The sequence below is a fragment of the Streptomyces sp. NPDC048392 genome (assembly GCF_043200575.1).
Taxonomy (GTDB): Bacteria; Actinomycetota; Actinomycetes; order Streptomycetales; family Streptomycetaceae; genus Streptomyces.
Genome location: NZ_JBICYB010000008.1, coordinates 23070 through 43182, shown reverse-complemented (window position 1 = coordinate 43182; position 20113 = coordinate 23070). Strand labels below are relative to the sequence as shown.

17 protein-coding genes are annotated in these 20113 nt (G+C 71.9%); 12 read left to right on the top strand and 5 right to left on the bottom strand.

All coding sequences use genetic code 11. The features are described 5' to 3' along the window. Positions 1-64 precede the first annotated feature (64 nt). Together ACGFYH_RS14000 and ACGFYH_RS13995 are read right to left on the bottom strand one after the other, a co-directional pair. On the bottom strand, positions 65-781 hold the full coding sequence (locus tag ACGFYH_RS14000; protein ID WP_393803376.1) for a glycerophosphodiester phosphodiesterase: 717 nt from the start codon (positions 779-781) through the stop codon (positions 65-67). A 14-nt stretch (positions 782-795) separates the two neighbouring features. Continuing rightward, positions 796-1857, bottom strand: coding sequence for an adenosine deaminase (locus tag ACGFYH_RS13995; RefSeq protein WP_393803375.1), 1062 nt, complete (start codon positions 1855-1857; stop codon positions 796-798). Positions 1858-2013: 156 nt separating this feature from the next. Between ACGFYH_RS13995 and ACGFYH_RS13990 the strand changes: the two genes are divergently transcribed. Both ACGFYH_RS13990 and ACGFYH_RS13985 read left to right on the top strand, forming a co-directional pair. Next, positions 2014-2682 (top strand): DUF4190 domain-containing protein, encoded by a 669-nt coding sequence (locus ACGFYH_RS13990; protein WP_393803374.1) that lies wholly within the window; start codon positions 2014-2016, stop codon positions 2680-2682. A gap of 58 nt (positions 2683-2740) precedes the next feature. Then, positions 2741-3190 (top strand): DUF4190 domain-containing protein, encoded by a 450-nt coding sequence (locus ACGFYH_RS13985; protein WP_393803373.1) that lies wholly within the window; start codon positions 2741-2743, stop codon positions 3188-3190. A gap of 311 nt (positions 3191-3501) precedes the next feature. Here the strand turns inward: ACGFYH_RS13985 and ACGFYH_RS13980 are convergent, their stop codons facing one another. Then, positions 3502-4122: an NADAR family protein gene (locus tag ACGFYH_RS13980; RefSeq protein WP_393803372.1), complete on the bottom strand. Its 621-nt coding sequence runs from the start codon at positions 4120-4122 to the stop codon at positions 3502-3504. A 202-nt stretch (positions 4123-4324) separates the two neighbouring features. Here ACGFYH_RS13980 and ACGFYH_RS13975 point away from each other — a divergent pair, with 202 nt between their 5' ends. The 8 genes from ACGFYH_RS13975 to ACGFYH_RS13940 all read left to right on the top strand — a co-directional run bounded on the left by ACGFYH_RS13975 (position 4325) and on the right by ACGFYH_RS13940 (position 14097). Further along, entirely contained in the window at positions 4325-5860 is a 1536-nt protein-coding gene (locus tag ACGFYH_RS13975; RefSeq protein WP_393803371.1) for a gamma-aminobutyraldehyde dehydrogenase, read from the top strand. Positions 5861-5915: 55 nt separating this feature from the next. After that, a complete protein-coding gene (locus tag ACGFYH_RS13970) occupies positions 5916-7163 on the top strand; it encodes a PotD/PotF family extracellular solute-binding protein (protein WP_393803370.1) in 1248 nt (415 codons plus the stop codon). A 5-nt stretch (positions 7164-7168) separates the two neighbouring features. Continuing rightward, entirely contained in the window at positions 7169-8344 is a 1176-nt protein-coding gene (locus ACGFYH_RS13965; RefSeq protein WP_393803369.1) for an ABC transporter ATP-binding protein, read from the top strand. Then, entirely contained in the window at positions 8344-9273 is a 930-nt protein-coding gene (locus ACGFYH_RS13960) for an ABC transporter permease (protein WP_393803368.1), read from the top strand. The genes ACGFYH_RS13965 and ACGFYH_RS13960 overlap by 1 nt, the downstream gene beginning before the upstream one ends. Then, positions 9274-10074 (top strand): ABC transporter permease, encoded by an 801-nt coding sequence (locus tag ACGFYH_RS13955; RefSeq protein ID WP_393803367.1) that lies wholly within the window; start codon positions 9274-9276, stop codon positions 10072-10074. It begins immediately after the preceding gene. Positions 10075-10134: 60 nt separating this feature from the next. Next, positions 10135-11562, top strand: a complete 1428-nt coding sequence (locus ACGFYH_RS13950; RefSeq protein WP_393803366.1) for an NAD(P)/FAD-dependent oxidoreductase — start codon at positions 10135-10137, stop codon at positions 11560-11562. Positions 11563-11697: 135 nt separating this feature from the next. Further along, positions 11698-12156, top strand: a complete 459-nt coding sequence (locus ACGFYH_RS13945; protein ID WP_393803365.1) for a hypothetical protein — start codon at positions 11698-11700, stop codon at positions 12154-12156. A gap of 123 nt (positions 12157-12279) precedes the next feature. Further along, on the top strand, positions 12280-14097 hold the full coding sequence (locus tag ACGFYH_RS13940; protein WP_393803364.1) for a chitinase: 1818 nt from the start codon (positions 12280-12282) through the stop codon (positions 14095-14097). On the opposite strand, the gene ACGFYH_RS13935 is transcribed toward ACGFYH_RS13940, so the two are convergent. Beyond that, positions 14036-14725 carry a phosphatase PAP2 family protein gene (locus tag ACGFYH_RS13935; RefSeq protein ID WP_393803363.1) on the bottom strand — a complete coding sequence of 230 codons (690 nt, stop codon included), beginning with the start codon at positions 14723-14725 and terminating at the stop codon, positions 14036-14038. The genes ACGFYH_RS13940 and ACGFYH_RS13935 overlap by 62 nt on opposite strands. Positions 14726-14769: 44 nt before the next feature. On the opposite strand from ACGFYH_RS13935, the gene ACGFYH_RS13930 reads away from it, so the two are divergent. Continuing rightward, entirely contained in the window at positions 14770-15603 is an 834-nt protein-coding gene (locus ACGFYH_RS13930; RefSeq protein ID WP_393803362.1) for a hypothetical protein, read from the top strand. A gap of 442 nt (positions 15604-16045) precedes the next feature. On the opposite strand, the gene gabT is transcribed toward ACGFYH_RS13930, so the two are convergent. Further along, positions 16046-17380 (bottom strand): 4-aminobutyrate--2-oxoglutarate transaminase, encoded by a 1335-nt coding sequence (gene gabT / locus ACGFYH_RS13925; protein ID WP_393803361.1) that lies wholly within the window; start codon positions 17378-17380, stop codon positions 16046-16048. Positions 17381-17674: 294 nt separating this feature from the next. Between gabT and ACGFYH_RS13920 the strand changes: the two genes are divergently transcribed. Then, positions 17675-20104: an ATP/GTP-binding protein gene (locus ACGFYH_RS13920; RefSeq protein ID WP_393803360.1), complete on the top strand. Its 2430-nt coding sequence runs from the start codon at positions 17675-17677 to the stop codon at positions 20102-20104. Positions 20105-20113 lie beyond the last annotated feature (9 nt).

Here is a 20113-nt window from a genome sequence, read left to right as displayed (position 1 = left end):
CCCCGCCCCGGTGGGAGGGTCGGGGAACTCCCCTACACGGCAGACGACTTGTCCGGGATCTCCCTTACGGGACGTGCCGCCGGCCCACAGGCGCGTCGCGCAGCGCGCACAGGACGTCGATGCGGTTGGTCGTGATCGAGTCGACGTTCAGGGTCCGCAGGCGGCGCATGGTGCGGCGGGTGTCGGGCGTCCACACGGACAGCAGGAAGCCGTCGCCGTGGACCCGGTCGGCCAGTGCCCGGTCCACAAGGCCGAAGCGGTAGTTGAGCCACCGCGGCCGCACGGCCGCCAGCAGCGCGGGCCGGGGCGGGGCGGCCGTCGTCCAGGTCAGGGCGATCTCGGCGGCGGGGTCCGCGGCTCGCACGGCGAGCATGGCGGCGGCACCCGCGGTGTAGTACACGCGGTCCCGCGCCCCGCACTCGCGGACCACGTCCACGACGCGCCGCACCGCTCGCTCACCCGGCGCCCCCGGCAGGTCGAGCATCAGCCGGCCGCCCCCGGTCGCGGCCAGCGCCCGAGCGAGCGTGGGCACCCCGCCCGCCGTCAGACCGCGCACCTCGTCCGCGGACAGGGAGCGCAGCGGCCGGTCCCGCTGCCACAACCGCTTCAGCGTCTCGTCGTGCAGCAGCACCGGCACGCCGTCCCGGGTGAGGCGTACGTCGGTCTCGACCGCGTCCGCGCCGCGGTCCAGGGCGGAACACAGCGAGTCGATCGTGTTCTCGCGGTGCCGGTAGGGGTCGCCGCGGTGGGCGACGGCGGTCAGACCGCGCGGGGTGTTCATGATGGCGGCAACCCTCAGGAGGCGAGCCAGGCGGCGGTGTACGTGTCGATCTCGTCGATGATCCGCGCCTTGCCCGGCGCGTCGAGGAACGAGGCCTCGACGCCGTTCCTGGCCAGGCCGGCGAGGCCCCGCTCGTCGAGGCCGAGGAGCCGGGCGGCGACGGCGTACTCGTTGTTGAGGTCGGTGCCGAACATCGGCGGGTCGTCGGAGTTGACCGTGACGAGGACACCGGCACGGACGAACGCCCCGATCGGGTGCTCGTCCAGGGTGCGCACCGCGCGGGTGGCGATGTTCGAGGTCGGGCACACCTCCAGCGGAATGCGCCGCTCGGCGAGGTGGGCCAGCAGCCTCGGGTCCTGCGCGGAGCTGGTGCCGTGCCCGATGCGCTCGGCACGCAGGTCCGTGAGGGCGTCCCACACCGTCTGCGGTCCGGTGGTCTCGCCTGCGTGCGGCACCGAGTGCAGGCCCGCGGCGATCGCCCGGTCGAAGTACGGCTTGAACTGCGGGCGGGCCACGCCGACCTCGGGACCGCCGAGCCCGAAGGAGACCAGGCCCTCCGGGCGCACCCGGTCGTCGGTGGCGAGCCGCGCCGTCTCCTCGGCCGACTCCAGACCGGCCTCGCCGGGAATGTCGAAGCACCAGCGCAGTACGGTCCCGAACTCGGCCTCGGCCGCCTTGCGGGCGTCCTCGATCGCGTCCATGAAGGCGCCCTCGTCGATGCCGCGCCGGGTGGAGGAGAAGGGTGTGATGGTCAGCTCGGCGTACCGCACCTGCTGCCGGGCCATCTCCCGGGCCACCTCGTACGTCAGCAGCCGGACGTCCTCCGGGGTGCGGATCAGGTCGACGACGGACAGGTACACGTCGATGAAGTGCGCGAAGTCCGTGAAGGTGAAGTAGTCGACCAGTGCCTCGGGGTCGGTGGGGACCTTGGAGTCGGGGTGCCGCGCGGCCAGTTCCGACACGATGCGCGGGGAGGCGGAGCCGACGTGGTGGACGTGCAGCTCGGCCTTGGGCAGCCCGGCGATGAAGGCGTGCAGGTCGCTCGGAACGTCGGGGTCGACGAGGTGCTCGGTCAAGGGTTCCTCCCCGCGGTGGCGTCCCGGGCCGCGCGCGGCGGCGGTGGGACGCGGGTGATCGGCTGATCGGTGTTTCGGGGATCATCGTAGGCCGGTCTCACGCGCGGCGGCCCGGGACCGTAGCATGACGGGCACGAACGACCCAGGGGGCAAGGAATGACGGACGCGATACGGCCGGACGGGGACCCCGCCGGTGACCACGACCCCTGGGCGCCCCCGGACAGCGGGCCGTCCCTGGACAAGGGCGCCGGCGCCGGGGCGGGGCAGCCGCAGGAGCCGCGGCCTCCCGTTTCCGGCGCGCCGCCGCCCTGGCAGCCGCCGCCGGCCGTGCACGACCAGGCCACGGTCACGTCGATGCCCGCCGCGGGGTTCGGCGCCCCCGAATCCGCGGTGCCCCCGCCGCCGGTCGCGCCCGGTGGTGCCGGTGCCCCGGGCGGGTACGGCTACCCCGGATACGGCCAGGGCTACGGCTGGTCCGGCATGCCGATGCCTCCGCAGAACGGCCTGGGCACCGCGTCGATGGTGCTGGGCATCCTCGCCTGCGCCCTGTTCTGCCTGTACGGCGTGGTCTCCCTGGTGCTCGGCGTCCTCGCCGTGGTCTTCGGGATCAAGGGCCGCCGGAAGGCGGAGCGCGGGCTGGCCAGCAACCACGGGCAGGCGCAGGCCGGATTCGTCATGGGCATCGTGGGCATCGTCCTCGGCATCGCCGTGATCGTGCTGATCGCCGTCGGGATCACCGCCGCGATCAACGACGACTCGGACTACGACGACCCCTACTACGGGTCCTCGCGCCCGGTGCCGGTCTCGGTGACGGCGGAATTCTGAGCTCTCCTCCGCAGGGATGCCTCTACGATGTCAAGCGCCAACGAGGGGAGAGCAGTTCATGTCGCAGAACAATCCCGGACCCGGGGGTTCCGGGCCGCCGTCGCAGCCGGGCCAGCCGCCCGCCGGGGGATACGCCTATCCGCAGTCCGCGCCCGGGTACGGCTATCCGAACCAGGGACCGGCGTACCCGGCCGCCCCACCGGTCGGCTACCCGCAGGCCCCCGGCTATGCCATGCCGGCGCAGCCGAGCAATGGTCTGGGGACCACGGGGCTGGTGCTGGGCATCATCGGCGTGGTCTGCAGCCTGACCTTCTTCCTGTGGTTCTTCGGCGTCATCCTGGGCATCCTCGCGATCATCTTCGGCGCGATCGGCCGGGGGAAGGCCAACCGGGGCGAGGCCACCAACAAGGGCGCCGCGACCGCCGGGCTCGTGCTCGGCATCACGGCCACCGTGATCCTGCCGCTGCTCGGCTTCCTCGCCTTCGCGAGCCTGATGAGCGTGGCCTGAGCCTGAGCCCGGTTTCGAGTCGGAGCCCGAGCCTGAGCCCGATTCCGAGCCTGAGCCCGATTCCGGGTCGGAGCCCGAGCCTGAGCCCGATTCCGGGTCGGAGCCCGAGCCTGAGCCCGATTCCGGGTCGGAGCCCGAGCCCGAGCCCGGTCCTGAGCCCGGTCCCGATTCCGAGTCGGAGCCTTCCGAGTCGGAGTCCGATCACGACCGGGAGCGTGGTCCCGGTCCGGAGCCAGGTCCCGCGCCCGAGCCGGGTCCGTAGGGGACCGGCCCGGTAGCCGGCGAAGGGGGTGGCCCCGCGGGCCGCCCCCTCAGTCGCTCGCGCGCAGCCGCGCACGGGCCGCCATCAGCGCGAACCCCAGCAGATTCGGCCCCTGCCAGCGCTCCGGGTCTCTCGCCGCCTCGTCGTCCGCGGCCAGGCCGATGCCCCACACCCGGTCCACGGGGCTCGCCTCCACCAGCACCCTCTCGCCCGTGTCCAGCAGGAACGCCCGCAGCGCCGGGTCCGAGGCGAACTTGTGGACGCTGCCCTCCACCACGATCCGGAACCGCTCCCGCTCCCACACCGCCTCCTCGAAGCCGCGCACCAGCCGGCCCGCCCTCTTCGCCTCGGCGGGGTGAGCGGCCGCCAGCACCCGCCGCTCGGCCTCCGCGTCCCCGAAGAGGCGGGCCTTGCCCGCCATCATCCAGTGCTCGGCGGTCGCGTACTCCACGCCGGCCACGGTGAAGGGCGACGGCCACCACTGGCTGAGACAGCCCGGCCCGAGCCGGCCGTCCGGGAGCGGCCGGTGACCCCAGAAGCACAGGTACTTGATCCGCGCCCCCGCCCCGACCCGCCCGACCAGCGCTTCCCAGCCGTCGACGCCCTCCACCGCCGCTCCCGCGGTCCGCTCCGCCTCCGCGATCCGGTCCGCCCCCGTGGTCCTTTTCATGCACGCGAGTGTGGCACGCGCCACTGACACTCCGTCCGCCCTTTTCCGTGGCGACTCGACACCTGGTCGACAGATTCCGTCGCGTAACCAAATGGCAACAACGGAATCACTTGTTGGAGGCCTAGTGCTCTGTCAGGATCGGCACTCACATCGAGCCTGAGCCACGCCGGCCCCCGCCACGGGGAGACCGAGGAGAGCCGACATGCACAACCCGGGCAACGCCACCCCGGACCGATTCCCGGCCCAGGACCGCTTCGCGGACGGGGCCCAGTACATCGCGGGCCGTCTCACGAAGGGCACCTCCGGACACACGCACACCGTCGTCGACCCGGCGACCGGCGAGGACGTCCTGACCTACGAGCTCGCCGGTCCGGACGACGTCGACGCGGCCGTCGCCGCCGCGCGGGCGGCCTTCCCCGGCTGGGCCGGTGCCACCCCCGGCGAGCGCTCGGACGCCCTGCACCGGTTCGCCGCCGTGCTCGCGGAGCGCGCCGAGGAATTCGCCCGGGCCGAGTCCCTGCAGTGCGGGAAGCCGCTGAAGCTGACCCGCGAGTTCGACGTGCCGGGCACGGTCGACAACGCGTCCTTCTTCGCCGGTGCCGCCCGGCATCTGCAGGGCCAGTCGGCGGGGGAGTACTCCGCCGACCACACCTCGTACGTCCGCCGCGAGCCGATCGGCGTCGTCGGGTCCATCGCGCCCTGGAACTACCCCCTCCAGATGGCCGCCTGGAAGGTCCTCCCGGCGATCGCGGCCGGCAACACCATCGTGCTCAAGCCCGCCGAGATCACCCCGTTCACCTCCCTGATGTTCGCGCAGGCGGCGACCGTGGCCGGCGTCCCGGACGGCGTGATCAACGTCGTCAGCGGCACCGGACGGGAGGCCGGGGAGCGCCTCGTCGCCCACCCCGACGTCGCCATGACCTCCTTCACCGGGTCCACCGGTGTCGGCAAGCGCGTCGCCGAGGTCGCCACCGCCACCGTCAAGCGCCTCCACCTGGAGCTGGGCGGCAAGGCCCCCTTCCTCGTCTTCGACGACGCCGACCTCGACGCGGCCGTCCACGGCGCGGTCGCGGGGGCGCTCATCAACACCGGCCAGGACTGCACGGCCGCCACGCGCGCGTACGTACAGCGGCCCCTGTACGAGGCCTTCGTCGAGAAGACCGCCGCGCTCATGGACACCGTCCGGGTCGGCGACCCCTTCGCCCCCGGCACCGACCTCGGCCCGCTGGTCAGCCATGTGCAGCGCGACCGCGTCGCCGGCTTCGTCGACCGGGCCCGCTCCTACGCGCGCGTGGTGACCGGCGGCGAGGCACCGCAGGGCGACCTCGTGGACGGCGCCTACTACCGGCCCACCCTCATCGCGGACGCCGCGCAGGACAGCGAGGCCGTCCAGGCCGAGATCTTCGGTCCGGTGCTGGTCGTGCTGCCCTTCGACGGCGACGACGAAGGCATCCGTCTGGCCAACGACACGCCGTACGGGCTCGCCGCCTCCGCCTGGAGCCGGGACGTGTACCGGGCCAACCGCGCCACCCGCGAGATCAAGGCGGGCTGCGTGTGGATCAACGACCACATCCCGATCATCAGCGAGATGCCCCACGGCGGATACCGGGCGTCCGGCTTCGGCAAGGACATGTCCGCCTACTCCTTCGAGGAGTACACGCAGGTCAAGCACGTCATGTTCGACAACACCGCGGTGGCGGCCAAGGACTGGCACCGCACCGTCTTCGGGGACCGATAGCCATCACGCCAGGCCGCCGACCACGGCCGACCCACCCGAAAGGGCAACCACGCGCATGGAGCAGTACGAGCCCGACCGCCTGTCCCCGGCCCGAGCGGCCGCCATGCGGCGCAGTCTCACGGGCGGCAGAGCCGCCCTCACCCGCCGTTCGCTGTTGCGCGCCTCCACGGGCGGCGCGCTCGCGGTCGGCGGACTCGGCCTGCTGAGCGGCTGCGGCATCCCGGCGGCCGGCAAGACCGAGGGAGGCGTGTCCTCCGAGGACCGGTCGAAGGAGGAGAAGGAGGTCTCCTTCTCCAACTGGACCGAGTACATGGACGTCGACGACAGCGGCAAGCGGCACCCGACCCTGGACGCGTTCACCGGGCGTACCGGCATCAAGGTCAAGTACACCGAGGACATCAACGACAACAGCGAGTTCTTCGGCAAGATCCAGCCGCAGCTCGCCGCGGGCCAGGAGACCGGCCGCGACATCATCGTCCTCACCGACTGGCTGGCCGCCCGCCTGATCCGCCTCGGCTGGGTCCAGAAACTGGACCCGGCCCACCTGCCGCACGCCTTCGCCAACCTGTCGCCCCAGTTCCGCGACCCCGACTGGGACCCGGGCCGCGCCTACTCGTACCCCTGGCAGGGCATCTCGACGGTCATCGCCTACAACAGGAAGGCGCTGGACGGCATCGAGGTCGCCTCGGTCTCCGACCTGCTCGACAACCCGAAGCTCAAGGGACGCGTCGGCTTCCTCACCGAGATGCGCGACACCGTCGGCATGACGCTGCTCGACATGGGCAAGGACCCCGCCCGCTTCTCCGACGACGACTACGACGCGGCGATCGCCCGCCTCCAGAAGGGCGTCGACCGCGGCCAGATCCGCCGCTTCACCGGCAACGACTACACCGCCGACATCAGCAAGGGCGACTTCGCGGCCTGTCTGGCCTGGGCCGGGGACGTCGTCCAGCTCAAGGCGGACAACCCGGACGTCGACTTCCTCATCCCGGACAGCGGATACATCACGTCCAGCGACAACATGCTGGTCCCCAACAAGGCCCGGCACAAGACCAACGCCGAGCGGCTCATGGACTACTACTACGAGCCGGGCCCGGCAGCGCAGCTCGCCGCCTACATCAACTACGTCTGTCCCGTCGACGGTGTGAAGGACGAGCTCGCGAAGATCGACGAGGATGCGGCGAACAACCCGCTGATCATCCCCGACGGGGCCATGCAGGCGAAGTCCCATGCCTTCCGCTCCCTGAGCGCGAAGGAAGAGACGGCCTACGAAGAAAAATTCGCGAAGCTCACTGGGGCGTGACGACGATGACGACGAATACGACCAAGGCCCGGACGGATGCGACGGACCGCGGCGGCGACGTCCGCCTCGCCGGCATCAGCAAGACCTACGGCTCCTTCACCGCCGTGCACCCGCTCGACCTGACCGTTCCTCAGGGCTCCTTCTTCGCCCTGCTCGGCGCCTCCGGCTGCGGCAAGACCACGACCCTGCGCATGATCGCCGGACTGGAGGAGCCGAGCGGCGGCACCGTCCACCTCGGCGACCAGGACGTGACCGCGCTGCCGCCGTACAAACGGCCGGTCAACACGGTCTTCCAGTCCTATGCCCTCTTCCCGCACCTCGACATCTTCGAGAACGTCGCCTTCGGCCTGCGCCGGCGCGGCATCAAGAGCGTGAAGAAGCAGGTCGGGGAGATGCTCGACCTGGTCCAGCTCGGCGAACAGGCGCGCAAGAGGCCGCACCAGCTCTCCGGCGGCCAGCAGCAGCGCGTCGCGGTCGCCCGCGCCCTGATCAACCACCCCAAGGTGCTGCTCCTGGACGAACCGCTCGGCGCCCTCGACCTCAAGCTGCGCCGCCAGATGCAGCTGGAGCTCAAGCGCATCCAGACCGAGGTCGGCATCACCTTCGTGCACGTCACGCACGACCAGGAGGAGGCCATGACGATGGCCGACCGGGTCGCGGTGATGAACGCGGGCCGCGTCGAGCAACTGGGCGCCCCCGCGGACCTGTACGAGAACCCGCGGACCACGTTCGTCGCCAACTTCCTCGGCACCTCCAACCTCATCGAGGCCGAGGTCGACACCCGCGGCGGCGACGACATCGTGGTGCGGGCGGCCGGTGACAGACTCGTCCTGCCCGGCGCCCGGTGTTCCGCGCCGGCGCAGGCGGGCGGCAAGGTACTGGTCGGCGTGCGCCCGGAGAAGATCAGCCTCACCCACGCGGACGACGCCGGATCGATCCCCGAGGGCCGCAACCGCGTCACCGGCAAGATCAGCAACACCAGTTTCATAGGCGTCTCCACGCAGTACGTGGTCGACTGCGCGGCCTGCCCCGAATTCGAGGTCTACGCCCAGAACATCGACCGCGACGCCCGCCTCGCACCCGGCGCCGACGTCGTCCTGCACTGGAACCCGGCGCACACCTTCTGCCTGGACGCCGGCCAGGACATCGACGCGGGCGTGACCGAGGGCGAGGCCGCCTGATGTCCACGCTCACCGAGGCGCCACCGCCGCTCACCCCGACCGCGCCGCAGAAGAAGCCCCCGCGCGCAAGGGGCCGCTGGACGCCGTACTGGCTGCTGCTGCCCGGCCTGCTGTGGCTGGTCGTCTTCTTCGCGGCGCCGATGGTCTACCAGGCCTCCACCTCCGTGCAGACGGGCTCGCTGGAGGAGGGCTACAAGGTCACCTGGCACTTCGCCACCTACTGGGACGCGCTGTCCGAGTACTGGCCGCAGTTCCTGCGCTCGGTCGCCTACGCGGCCTCCGCGACCGTGCTGTGCCTGCTGCTCGGTTACCCGCTCGCCTATCTGATCGCCTTCCGCGCGGGCCGCTGGCGGAACCTGATCATGATCCTGGTGGTCGCGCCGTTCTTCACCAGCTTCCTGATCCGCACCCTGGCCTGGAAGACGATCTTCGCGGACGGCGGCCCGGTGGTCGGTGCCCTGAACACGCTGCACGTCCTGGACGTGACCGCTTGGCTGGGCTGGACGTCCGGCGACCGCGTGCTGGCCACGCCGCTCGCGGTGGTCTGCGGTCTGACGTACAACTTCCTGCCCTTCATGATCCTGCCGCTCTACACCTCCCTGGAGCGCGTCGACGGCCGGCTGCACGAGGCGGCGGGGGACCTGTACGCGAGGCCGTCCACGGTCTTCCGCAAGGTCACCTTCCCGCTCTCGATGCCGGGCGTCGTCTCCGGCACGCTGCTGACCTTCATCCCGGCCACCGGCGACTACGTCAACGCGTCGCTGCTCGGCTCGGCCGACACGGGAATGATCGGGAACGTGATCCAGTCCCAGTTCCTCAGGGTGCTGGACTATCCGACGGCGGCGGCGCTCTCCTTCATCCTGATGGCCGCGATCCTCGCCATGGTCACCATCTACATCCGCAAGTCGGGGACGGAGGATCTGGTTTAAATGGCCTTCGTCAACTGGTTCAAGCGCAATATGGTCGTGATCGCCGGACTGCTGACGCTCGCGTATCTGCTGCTGCCCAACGCCGTCGTCACGGTGTTCTCGTTCAACAAGCCGAACGGGCGCTTCAACTACGCCTGGCAGCAGTTCTCCACGGATGCCTGGAGAGACCCCTGCGGGGTGGCCGGGCTGTGCGGTTCGCTGTCGCTCAGCCTCCGGATCGCCTTCTGGGCGACGCTGGGCGCCACCGCGCTGGGCACCGCGATCGCCTTCGCGCTGGTCCGCTACCGCTTCCGCGCACGGGGCGCGATCAACTCGCTGATCTTCCTGCCGATGGCGATGCCCGAGGTCGTGATGGCCGCCTCGCTGCTCACCCTCTTCCTCAACATGGGCGCTCAGCTGGGCTTCTGGACGATTCTGATCGCCCACATCATGTTCTGCCTCAGCTTCGTGGTGACGGCCGTCAAGGCGCGCGTGATGTCGATGGACCCCCGCCTGGAGCAGGCGGCACAGGACCTGTACGCCGGTCCCTTCCAGACCTTCGTCCGGGTCACGCTGCCCCTCGCGGCTCCCGGGATCGCGGCCGGCGCGCTGCTCGCCTTCGCGCTGTCCTTCGACGATTTCATCATCACCAATTTCAACGCGGGTTCCACCGTCACCTTCCCCATGTTCGTCTGGGGATCGGCCCAGCGCGGAACGCCCGTTCAGATCAATGTCGTCGGTACGGCCATGTTCGTCGTCGCCGTACTGTTCGTGCTGGCCTCCATGGTCATCGGCAACCGCCGAAATCGCCGTAAGGCGTAGGGCGCAGGCGTAAGCAGCACGGAACACAGCGCATCAGCGCATTCGTAGGGAGTTGAAATCATGGCCCCGAGCGCCATGAGCCGCAGCAACGACTGGACGAGATCCCTTTCCGACGCCCAGCCGGTCCCGTACTGGCTGGACGACCCCGGCCGCCCCCGCCCCGAGGCCGCGCTCACCGGCACCGACACCTGCGACCTGCTGGTCGTCGGCGGCGGCTACAGCGGACTGTGGACCGCGCTGATCGCCAAGGAGCGCGACCCGGGGCGGGACGTGGTGCTCACCGAGGGCCGCGAGGTGGGCTGGGCCGCCTCCGGCCGCAACGGCGGCTTCTGCGCCGCCTCCCTCACCCACGGCCTGGCCAACGGCCTCACCCGTTGGCCCGACGAGATCCACCGGCTGGAGGAACTGGGCGCCCGCAACCTCGACGCCATCGAGGCGGCGGTCGCCCGCCACCGACTCGACTGCGACTTCGAACGCACCGGCGAGATCGACGTCGCCACCGAGCCCTACCAGGCCCGGGAACTCGAGGACTGGTACGGGCAGATCCGTGCCGAGGGCCTCGCCGAGGGCATCGACTACCTGGACGCCGAAGCCGTACGGGAACAGGTCGACTCACCCACCTTCCGGGCGGGACTGCACGACCGGCGGGGCGTGGCGATGGTGAACCCCGCCAAGCTGGCCTGGGGCCTCAAGCGCGCCTGCCTCCGACTCGGCGTGCGCGTCCACGAGAACACCCCGGCGCTCACCCTGCGGCCGTACGGCGCCGGCATGGCCGTCCGCACCCCGTACGGCGGTGTCCGCGCCCGCACGGTCGCGCTCGGCACCAACATCTTCCCGAACCTGGTCCGGCGGGTGCGCCCGTACACCGTTCCCGTCTACGACTACGCCCTGATGACCGAGCCGCTCACCGACGGGCAGCTGGCCTCGATCGGCTGGAGGAACCGGCAGGGCCTCGGGGACAGCGCCAACCAGTTCCACTACTTCCGCCTCTCCGCCGACAACCGGATCCTGTGGGGCGGTTACGACGCGGTCTACCCGTACGGCGGCCGGGTGCGCGCCGAGTACGACGACCGCCCCGAGACCTACGCCAAGCTCGCCGGGCACTTCTTCACCTGCTTCCCGCAGCTGGAAGGCGTCCGCTTCACCCACGCCTGGGGCGGCGCCATCGACACCTGCTCGCGCTTCTCGGCGTTCTTCGGCACCGCGCACCGGGGCAAGGTCGCCTACGCGGCCGGGTACACCGGCCTCGGCGTCGGCGCCACCCGGTTCGGCGCCGAGGTGATGCTCGACCTGCTGGCGGGGGAGCGCACCGAGCGCACCGAACTGGAGATGGTCCGCAAAAAGCCGCTGCCGTTCCCGCCCGAGCCCTTCGCCTGGACCGGCATCACGCTCACCAAGTGGTCGCTGGCCCGCGCCGACGCGCACGGCGGCCGGCGCAACCTGTGGCTGCGGACGATGGACCGGCTGGGGCTCGGTTTCGACAGCTGACCCGGTCGCCGGTTTCCGCCCCGGGTGTGACCCGGTTCACCCCAACGAGGCGCGGCAACCCGCGTAATGCTCACCGGGAGACCTCCCTCTCCCTTGTGACGCACCCCGCGTCCACGAGTGAAGGGGAGGTCTCACATGCCTGGTGCGAAGACGGCGGTCGCTTGGCTGGCATCCGTCGCACCGGATCCCGAGTCCTGCCGCCGGGAGTGGGAGCGCGACCCCTCGGGCGTCGTGCTCCTCCCGGCGGGCAGGGCCTGGGACGTGCTCATCCTGCCGAGCAGGCTCGGCTATCCGACCCTGGACGTGCTCTCCCGCGTCCTGGACCAGCCCGGCCCGGTGCTCGCCGACTTCGGTGACGCGCGCACGGGCTTCTTCGTGCCGCCCGGCACGGCGGCCCGCTGGCTGGGCACCGGCATCCGGACGGCCGGACCCGGCACCTGGATCGTGGTGCCGTACCCCGGCGGGCTGTCGTCCGGCGGCACCCGCTGGCTGATCCCGCCGGACGGGAGCGGCACCCTCACCGATCCGTCGCTCCTGGAGCTGGCGATGCACGAGGCGGCGGCGGCTCTCGCGGTGGAGGAGAACGAGGGGTGAGGGGCGCGGGAGGGTGTGCGAGGAGACGGACGAGGAGCCGCGCGAGGGGTTGACAACAGAATTGGTCTGGACCAAGTTGGGCGCGCTCCGCCCTCCCCATCTCCCCCCTGTCCGGAGGCACTTGTGGAACGCTCCAGACCACTCGCCCGTCGACCCCTCGTCACGCTGCTCACGGCCGCTGCCCTCGCCGTGTCCGGCCTGACCGCCCTCACGTCGGCCGCCCGTGCGGCCGACGCGGACCTCGCCCGCAACGGCGGCTTCGAGTCCGCCCTCGACGGCTGGACCTGTACCGCGGGCACGACCGTGACCTCGCCCGTCCACAGCGGAACGGCGGCCCTGAAGGCCACCCCGGCCGGCGCCGACAACGCCCGCTGCGCCCAGACGGTGTCCGTGAGACCGGACTCCGCGTACACGCTCTCCGCATACGTCCGCGGCACCTACGTCTACCTCGGCGCGAGCGGCACCGGCACCACCGACGTCTCCACCTGGGCCCAGTCCGCCCCCGACTGGCGGAAGTTGACGACCACCTTCCGTACCGGCCCGTCGACCACCAGGGTCACGGTCTACACCCACGGCTGGTACGGCACCGGCGCCTACCACGCCGACGACATCTCCCTCACCGGCCCCGGCGGCGGGACGGGGCAGCCCCCGGCGGCTCCCGGCGGTCTGACGACCGGCTCCGTGACCTCCACCAGCGTCGCCCTGTCCTGGTCCCCGGCGCCGGGCGCGACGGGCTACGCCGTCTACCGCGACGGCACCAAGGCGGGCACGGTCACCGGCACCTCCACCACCGTGACCGGGCTGACCCCCTCGACGGCGTACGCCTTCCAGGTCGCCGCGGTCAACGACGCGGGCGAGTCGGCGCGGTCCGCCACGGTCACGGCGACCACCGCCCAGCGCCCGGACGACGGTGGCGGATCGTCCGGCCTCCCGGCCCACGCCCTGGTCGGCTACCTTCACGCCGGCTTCGCCAACGGCTCCGGCTACACGCGCATGGCCGACGTGCCCGACAGCTGGGACGTCATCGACCTGGCCTTCGGCGAGCCCACCTCGGTCACCTCCGGCGACATCCGCTTCGAGCGCTGCCCGGTCACCGAATGCCCCACCGTGGAGAGCGACGCCGAGTTCAAGGCCGCGATCAAGGCCAAGCAGGCGGCCGGCAAGAAGGTGCTGATCTCCATCGGCGGCCAGAACGGCCAGGTGCGGCTGACGAGCGCCGCCGCCCGCGACAAGTTCGTCTCGTCCGTCTCCGCGATCATCGACACGTACGGCCTCGACGGCCTCGACATCGACTTCGAGGGCCACTCGCTCTCCCTGGACGCCGACGACACGGACTTCAAGAACCCGAAGACCCCCGTCATCGTCAACCTCATCTCGGCCGTGAAGACCCTCAAGGCCAGGTACGGCGCCGACTTCGTGCTGACCATGGCCCCGGAGACCTTCTTCGTCCAGCTCGGACACCAGTACTACGGCACCGGCAAGTGGGGCGGCCAGGACCCGAGGGCGGGGGCGTACCTGCCCGTGATCCACGCCCTGCGCGACGCCCTGACCCTGCTGCACGTCCAGGACTACAACTCGGGCCCGATCATGGGGCTCGACAACCAGTACCACTCCATGGGCGGCGCCGACTTCCACATCGCCATGACCGACATGCTGCTCACCGGCTTCCCGGTCGCGGGCGACGCGGACAACGTCTTCCCGGCGCTGCGCCCGGACCAGGTCGCGATCGGCATGCCGGCCTCCACCAACGCCGGCAACGGCCACGTCTCCCCGGCCGAGGTCACCAAGACCCTGAACTGCCTGACGAAGAAGACCGACTGCGGCTCGTACGCGACCCACGGCACCTGGCCCGCCCTGCGCGGCCTGATGACGTGGTCGATCAACTGGGACCGGTACTCGGACTGGGAGTTCCAGAAGAACTTCGACGCGTACTTCGGCTGACCGTCGGCCCGGCCCGGCGGGCCACCCGCCCGGCCCCGGCCAGCAGCACCGCCCCCAGGCACCAACTGGCCACCACGTCAAGCGGCCAGTGGTAGCCCCGCCGCACCAGCCCGTAGGAGGTGCCCAGGACCAGCACGGCACACAGCACGACCAGCGCCCGGCGTGCACCCGGCGAGCGCAGCCGCCCGAGCAGCAGCAGCGTCGCCGTGCCGTACGCGACCACCGCCGTGGCGGTGTGGCCCGAGGGGTAGTAGCCGACCGCCGGGGGCACCGCCGGGGTGCCGGGGCGGCCGGTCCACTCCTTCAGCGGAACGACCAGCGCCGGCACCAGGACCATCACGAGTGCCCCCGCGAGGGGCGGCAGCCACCAGCGGTCCACACCCGTGGCCCGCCCGTGCCACGCGGCGTACGCCAGCGCCACGACCAGGACGGGCACGGCCACCTGCACGTTGCCGAGGTCGGCCAGCAGTTCGGAGAGCCGGTCCGGGTGGACGAGCGCCCCGCTCAGCCGCTCGTCCACCCCTACCAGCGGGCCGTCGGCGACGACCTGCCAGGTGATCAGCGCGAACAGGAGCAGGGGAAGCCCGACGAGGGCGGACAGTGTGCGAAAAGGGGCGGAGACCGGCATGACGCCCAGCTTCGCAGGCCCGCCCTCGCGTAGTCTCACCGCCCGTGACGAGCATACGAACGGCACGGGACAGCGAGTGGCAAGAGACCTTCGTACGGCTGCGGACCATGACCAGGCAGGGCCGGTACGAGGAGGTCGAGGCCGAGGCCCGGGCCCTGGCCGCGCTCCCGCGACGCCCCTGGCGGAGGCGTCCGCCGCACTGGGAGGCGCGGGTACTGGCCACGGGAACGGCCGTCATGCACGGCCGCGTGACCGAGGCGCTGGACGAACTGGACCGGCTGATCGCGGAACTGGAGCCGGTCGGCCTCAACTCGCAGATGCTGCGACTGACCGCCCGCGGCAACCGAGTGGTCGCCCTGTCCGGCCTGCGGCGGTACGCGGAGGCGGAGACCGAGGCGCTCGGCATCCTGCGCGGACTGAGCCGCATCGCCCACCGCGCCCCGGTGTCGCGGCTGGAGGCGAACACCCTGGGGCACCTGGCCGCCGTGCTGTGCGGGCTGGCCCGCCACGAGGAGGCGGAGGCCGTCGCGCGCGGGAACCTGCCCCGGACGGACGGTCCCGCCGTCGCCGTCCTGTACGCCACGCTGGCGCGCAGTCTGAACGGCCAGGGCCGCCACGAGGAGGCGCTGACCGAGGTCCGCCGGAGTGTGCCGCACCCGCCCCGCTACGCCGGCGGGTACGTGGACCTGGTCACCGCCGAGGCCCTGTCCGGCCTGGGACGCCGCGCCGAGGCGGAGACGACCGCACGGCGCGCGCTGACCGACTGCGAGCGGCAGCTGCACCCCTCCCATCCGCGCCTCGGCGAGGCGCGCGCTCTGCTCGCCCGCGTCACCGGGGAGGAGCCACGCGAGGAGTCCCGAGGAGAACCGGGCGAGTGAACACCGAAGGGCCGGCACAAGGGGGGGAGTGTGCCGGCCCTTCGGTGAACCGCCGCCCCGAGTGCCGAGGCGGCCGTCCTGACCGGAACGCCGCGCGCCCCGGGGGGTCTGGGGCGGGCGACCGTCCGATCGGTGAGGAAGCCGGAGCCCAGGGCTCCGGTTGTGTGCGCGAGGCACGACCAGGTCGAAGCTGGGGAAGCCCCGTCCTGACGGTCCGCCCACAGTCCCCTGTGGGCGGGGTGTATCTCTCATCTGCGTAGAACCTACGGCAGGGGGTGCGCTCAGGACAGTGTCATCGGCGTACTGACATCCACCTCGCACACGTTCTTCACACGCTCTGCCGCTCGCCGCGCCAGGCGTGCGGAACGCGGCTCGGATGCGCGTCCGGACGCCGGTGCGGGTGCTCGGGAGCGACCTGGGACAAGGGCGCTCCCGGCCTCGCTCAGAGGCCGGCGAAGCCCTGCCCGATGATGTCGAGACCCTCGTTCAGCAGATCGTCCCCGATCACCAGCGGAGGCAGGAAGCGCAGCACGTTGCCGTAGGTGCCGCAGGTCAGGACCAGCAGGCCCTCCTGGTGGCAGGCCTTGGCGAGCGCGGCGGTCGCCGCCGGGTCGGGCTCCTTGGTGTCGCGGTCCTTGACCAGCTCGACCGCGATCATCGCGCCGCGGCCCCGGATGTCGCCGATGACGTCGAACTTCTCGGCCATGGCGGCGAGACGGGACTTCATGACCGCCTCGATGTGCTTCGCCCGGGCGTTGAGGTCCAGCTCCTTCATCGTCTCGATGGCACCGAGCGCGCCCGCGCAGGCCACCGGGTTGCCGCCGTAGGTACCGCCGAGACCGCCGGAGTGCGCGGCGTCCATGATCTCGGCGCGGCCGGTGACGGCGGACAGCGGCAGACCGCCCGCGATGCCCTTCGCCGTCGTGATCAGGTCCGGGACGATGCCCTCGTCCTCGCAGGCGAACCACTGGCCCGTGCGGCAGAAGCCGGACTGGATCTCGTCGGCGACGAAGACGATGCCGCTGTCCGAGGCGAACTCGCGGATCGCGGGCAGGAAGCCCTTGGCCGGCTCGATGAAGCCGCCCTCGCCGAGCACCGGCTCGATGATGATCGCGGCCACGTTCTCCGCGCCGACCTGCTTGGTGATCTGGTCGATCGCCTGGGCGGCGGCCTCGGGACCGGCGTTCTCCGGGCCGGTCGGCCAGCGGTAGCCGTAGGCCACCGGGACCCGGTACACCTCGGGCGCGAACGGGCCGAAGCCGTGCTTGTACGGCATGTTCTTCGCGGTCAGCGCCATCGTCAGGTTGGTCCGGCCGTGGTACCCGTGGTCGAAGACGACGACGGCCTGCCGCCCGGTGTACGCACGGGCGATCTTGACGGCGTTCTCGACGGCCTCGGCGCCACTGTTGAACAGGGCCGACTTCTTGGCGTGGTCGCCCGGCGTCAGCTCGGCCAGCGCCTCGGCGACGGCGACGTAGCCCTCGTACGGCGTGACCATGAAACAGGTGTGGGTGAAGTCGGCGAGCTGAGCGGACGCCCTGCGCACGACGGCCTCGGCGGAGGCGCCGACGGAGGTCACCGCGATACCGGAGCCGAAGTCGATCAGACGGTTGCCGTCGACGTCCTCGATGACGCCGCCGCCGGCGCGCGCGACGAAGACCGGCAGCGTGGAGCCCACACCCTGCGCGACCACGGCCGTACGGCGGGCCTGCAGCTCCTGCGACCTCGGGCCGGGAATGGCGGTGACGACGCGGCGCTCCTGCGGAAGTGCGGTCATGGGGGCTCCTGGGGTCTTGCCGGATCCGCGGCACCTGGTGTGGCCGCGGGTTCCGCGGGATCTTACGGACGCTTGCCTTCTTTTCTCGCAGGCTAGGACCGGCGGGGTGGGGTGGGCATGCTCCATGTGGGCGTTGTCCGGGAGGCCGGTTGTCCGTCGTGGACAGGTGGTGGGTACGGCGACAAATGGACACGTCGACGCGAGCCCGGCCGCGTAAGCGGTGAACTCCCCTTGGGAGGGCGTTAGATTGGCTCGCTGATGGTGGACGGAGCGGCTGGTCAGGGGGCAAGGGCGATGGACGGCGACGGGAACCGGGACGCGCGGGGCACGCATGCGAATCCTGTGCCGCGCCCGGCGGGGCCTCCCGAGGCGCCCGCGCAGGCACCCGCGGTGCCGCCACGGCCGACGCGGGCGCCGGGCGCGCCTCCCGTGCCCGAACAGGCTCCTCGGCCCTCCTCCGCCGTTGCCGCCTGGCTGGACGCGGAGCGGCCGCCCGCCCGCCCCGGGATCTGGCGGTTCGGCTACCGGCCGCCCAAGGGGGCTCCGGAGAGGGTCGCCCCGGTGACGGTCGTCGGCATGCTGGTCCCACTCGCCTTGGCGATGCTGGTGTGGTCGCTGTGGCGGCGCGGTGTCACGTCGTACCAGTACGCACCCCTGCGGTTGTTCACGCCGGACGACTGGTGGTGGGGCGGCACGCTCGTGTCGCCCAGGGTGTTCGACGGGCGGGAGGTGGCGGCCCCCGGGGCGGAAGCCCTGGTGATCTACGAGGGCCTCGCCTTCGCCGTGCTCGTCCTCCTGGTGGCAGTGCTCGGCAGTTGGCGCGCCGTCGTCAGCCACTACGTGATCCGCAGACCCCAGCCTGCCCGCGCCCTGATCGCGGCCATCCTCGCCCTCGTCGCCCTCAGCTTCGTCTTCCCCGACGCCTTTCCGGTCGTCGGATGGTCCGCGGTGCCGCTCGTCGATCCGCTTCTCTCGCTCACCGTGCTGGTCTCCGACGGCTACGGTCTGATGACGTCCCGCCTGTACACGGACACGCTGTACGCGGTCGTCACCCTGCTCGTGGTGTGGCCGTTCGCCCGCCTCGGAGGCTGGCTGCCGTATGCGCGCACGCGGTTCGCCGCCCGCGGGACCAGCGTCGCCCACGGCGTTCCGGTGCCCGCGCGACCCCGCTCCCAGTGGCCCGCCCTCCGTGACATCGGCCAGTACGAGGCCGCTGAGCTGCTCACCCGCGAGGTCGCCCGCGGCAGCATGAACGACGTCGACTGCGCCCGAGTCGAGAACGCCCTCGCCGCCGCCCGGCGCCGCGCCACCCTGGACGCTTTCCGTGACACCGTCCTGCGCCAGGGCGGTGCGGCCTGGACCCACCCGTCCGGTGCCCGGGACCTGCCGCGCCGGGCCGCCCGCCACGACCTGCTGGCCGGGCAGGTGCGCATCGGCCGCTGGACGGCCGCCCAGCAAGCCCCGCTGCCGTACCACGACGCCGGGGCGGCCCTCGGCCCCGACGTACTCGGCACCTCGCTGCTCGCCGTCGGCCCCTCGGGGTCCGGCAAGACCCGGACCCTCGTCGAGCCGGTGACCGAGGCACTCGCGCTCCGGGCGCTCGCCGGGGGCTGCGCCGTCGTGGCGGTGTCCGCCCCCGGGAGCGGCGTCTGCGAGGACGACGCCTTCGACGTGATCGTACGAATCGGTGATCCCTCCTCGGTGCACGACCTCGACCCGTACGCCGAATCCGACGACCCGGACCACGCGGCCGCGATTCTTGCCGAGGCCCTGGTGGGCGACCTCGACACGGTGGGCGCGCAGGGCGCCGTCACCGCGTTGGCCCAGCTGCTGGGCCCGTTCCGGGCGGTGCACGGCCGATTTCCCTCCCTGCCGGAGCTGCACGGGCTGCTGGAGGGCGAGGAGACGGAGCTGGCCCGGCTGGGGGAGGCGCTTGCCGCGAGCGGGAACGACGTCATGCGCCGCGAACTCGACGCGCGCGTCCGGCAGACCGGCGTGCCGGGCGATGCGGGCCGGGCCCTGGCCGACCGGCTGGCGCTGCTGAACCGGCCGGCGTTCGCCGACTTCTTCGGCGGCGGCGGACCGGGCCGGTCGTTCTCCCTGCGCGCGGTGGCGCACCACCCCCTGCGGGTGCGGATCGATGTGCCCGAGCGAGGACACGACGAGGCCTCCCGGCTGATCACCCGGCTGATCCTCGCGCAGTTCCACGCCGTCGTCAGGGAGGGCAGGCGCGAGCACTTCGCCTGCCTGGTCCTGGACGACGCGACGGGCGCGGTCACTCCGGAGTCCGTGCGCCGCATCCAGCGACTGCGCTCGCAGAACGCGGGCGTGCTGCTGGCGCTGCGAACCGTCGCCGACGTCCCCGAGGCGCTGCACGGTCCGCTCTACGGTGCCGTGGGCTGCCGCATGGCCTTCTGCGGCGTTTCCACCTGGGACGGCAGCCGGTTCGCGCAGGCCTGGGGCACCGAGTGGGTGGAGACGACGGAGGTCGCCAAGCACACGGTCTTCGCCGACCAGCCGATGACGCGCTTCTTCCACGCCGTGCGCAAGCTGGTGACGGGCAAGGCGGTGACGACGGACGCGGTGACCGTGCGCCAGGTCGAACGGGAGCGCTGGTCCGCGTCCGAGCTGGCGCACGCCGTGCCGGCCGGGCACGCGGTGCTGTCGCTGACCAGCGTCGAGGGGGAGCACGCGCCGCCGCTGCTGGTGGATCTGCGCGGGTGACCGTCCTGG

Excerpts from the sequence above, each read along its gene's own strand:
- ACGFYH_RS14000 (WP_393803376.1), bottom strand. The coding sequence starts at position 781 with ATGAACACCCCGCGCGGTCTGACCGCCGTCGCCCACCGCGGCGACCCC.
- ACGFYH_RS13990 (WP_393803374.1), top strand. The coding sequence starts at position 2,014 with ATGACGGACGCGATACGGCCGGACGGGGACCCCGCCGGTGACCACGAC.
- ACGFYH_RS13985 (WP_393803373.1), top strand. The coding sequence starts at position 2,741 with ATGTCGCAGAACAATCCCGGACCCGGGGGTTCCGGGCCGCCGTCGCAG.
- ACGFYH_RS13980 (WP_393803372.1), bottom strand. The coding sequence starts at position 4,122 with ATGAAAAGGACCACGGGGGCGGACCGGATCGCGGAGGCGGAGCGGACC.
- ACGFYH_RS13975 (WP_393803371.1), top strand. The coding sequence starts at position 4,325 with ATGCACAACCCGGGCAACGCCACCCCGGACCGATTCCCGGCCCAGGAC.
- ACGFYH_RS13970 (WP_393803370.1), top strand. The coding sequence starts at position 5,916 with ATGGAGCAGTACGAGCCCGACCGCCTGTCCCCGGCCCGAGCGGCCGCC.
- ACGFYH_RS13965 (WP_393803369.1), top strand. The coding sequence starts at position 7,169 with ATGACGACGAATACGACCAAGGCCCGGACGGATGCGACGGACCGCGGC.
- ACGFYH_RS13960 (WP_393803368.1), top strand. The coding sequence starts at position 8,344 with ATGTCCACGCTCACCGAGGCGCCACCGCCGCTCACCCCGACCGCGCCG.
- ACGFYH_RS13955 (WP_393803367.1), top strand. The coding sequence starts at position 9,274 with ATGGCCTTCGTCAACTGGTTCAAGCGCAATATGGTCGTGATCGCCGGA.
- ACGFYH_RS13950 (WP_393803366.1), top strand. The coding sequence starts at position 10,135 with ATGGCCCCGAGCGCCATGAGCCGCAGCAACGACTGGACGAGATCCCTT.
- ACGFYH_RS13945 (WP_393803365.1), top strand. The coding sequence starts at position 11,698 with ATGCCTGGTGCGAAGACGGCGGTCGCTTGGCTGGCATCCGTCGCACCG.
- ACGFYH_RS13935 (WP_393803363.1), bottom strand. The coding sequence starts at position 14,725 with ATGCCGGTCTCCGCCCCTTTTCGCACACTGTCCGCCCTCGTCGGGCTT.
- gabT (WP_393803361.1), bottom strand. The coding sequence starts at position 17,380 with ATGACCGCACTTCCGCAGGAGCGCCGCGTCGTCACCGCCATTCCCGGC.
- ACGFYH_RS13920 (WP_393803360.1), top strand. The coding sequence starts at position 17,675 with ATGGACGGCGACGGGAACCGGGACGCGCGGGGCACGCATGCGAATCCT.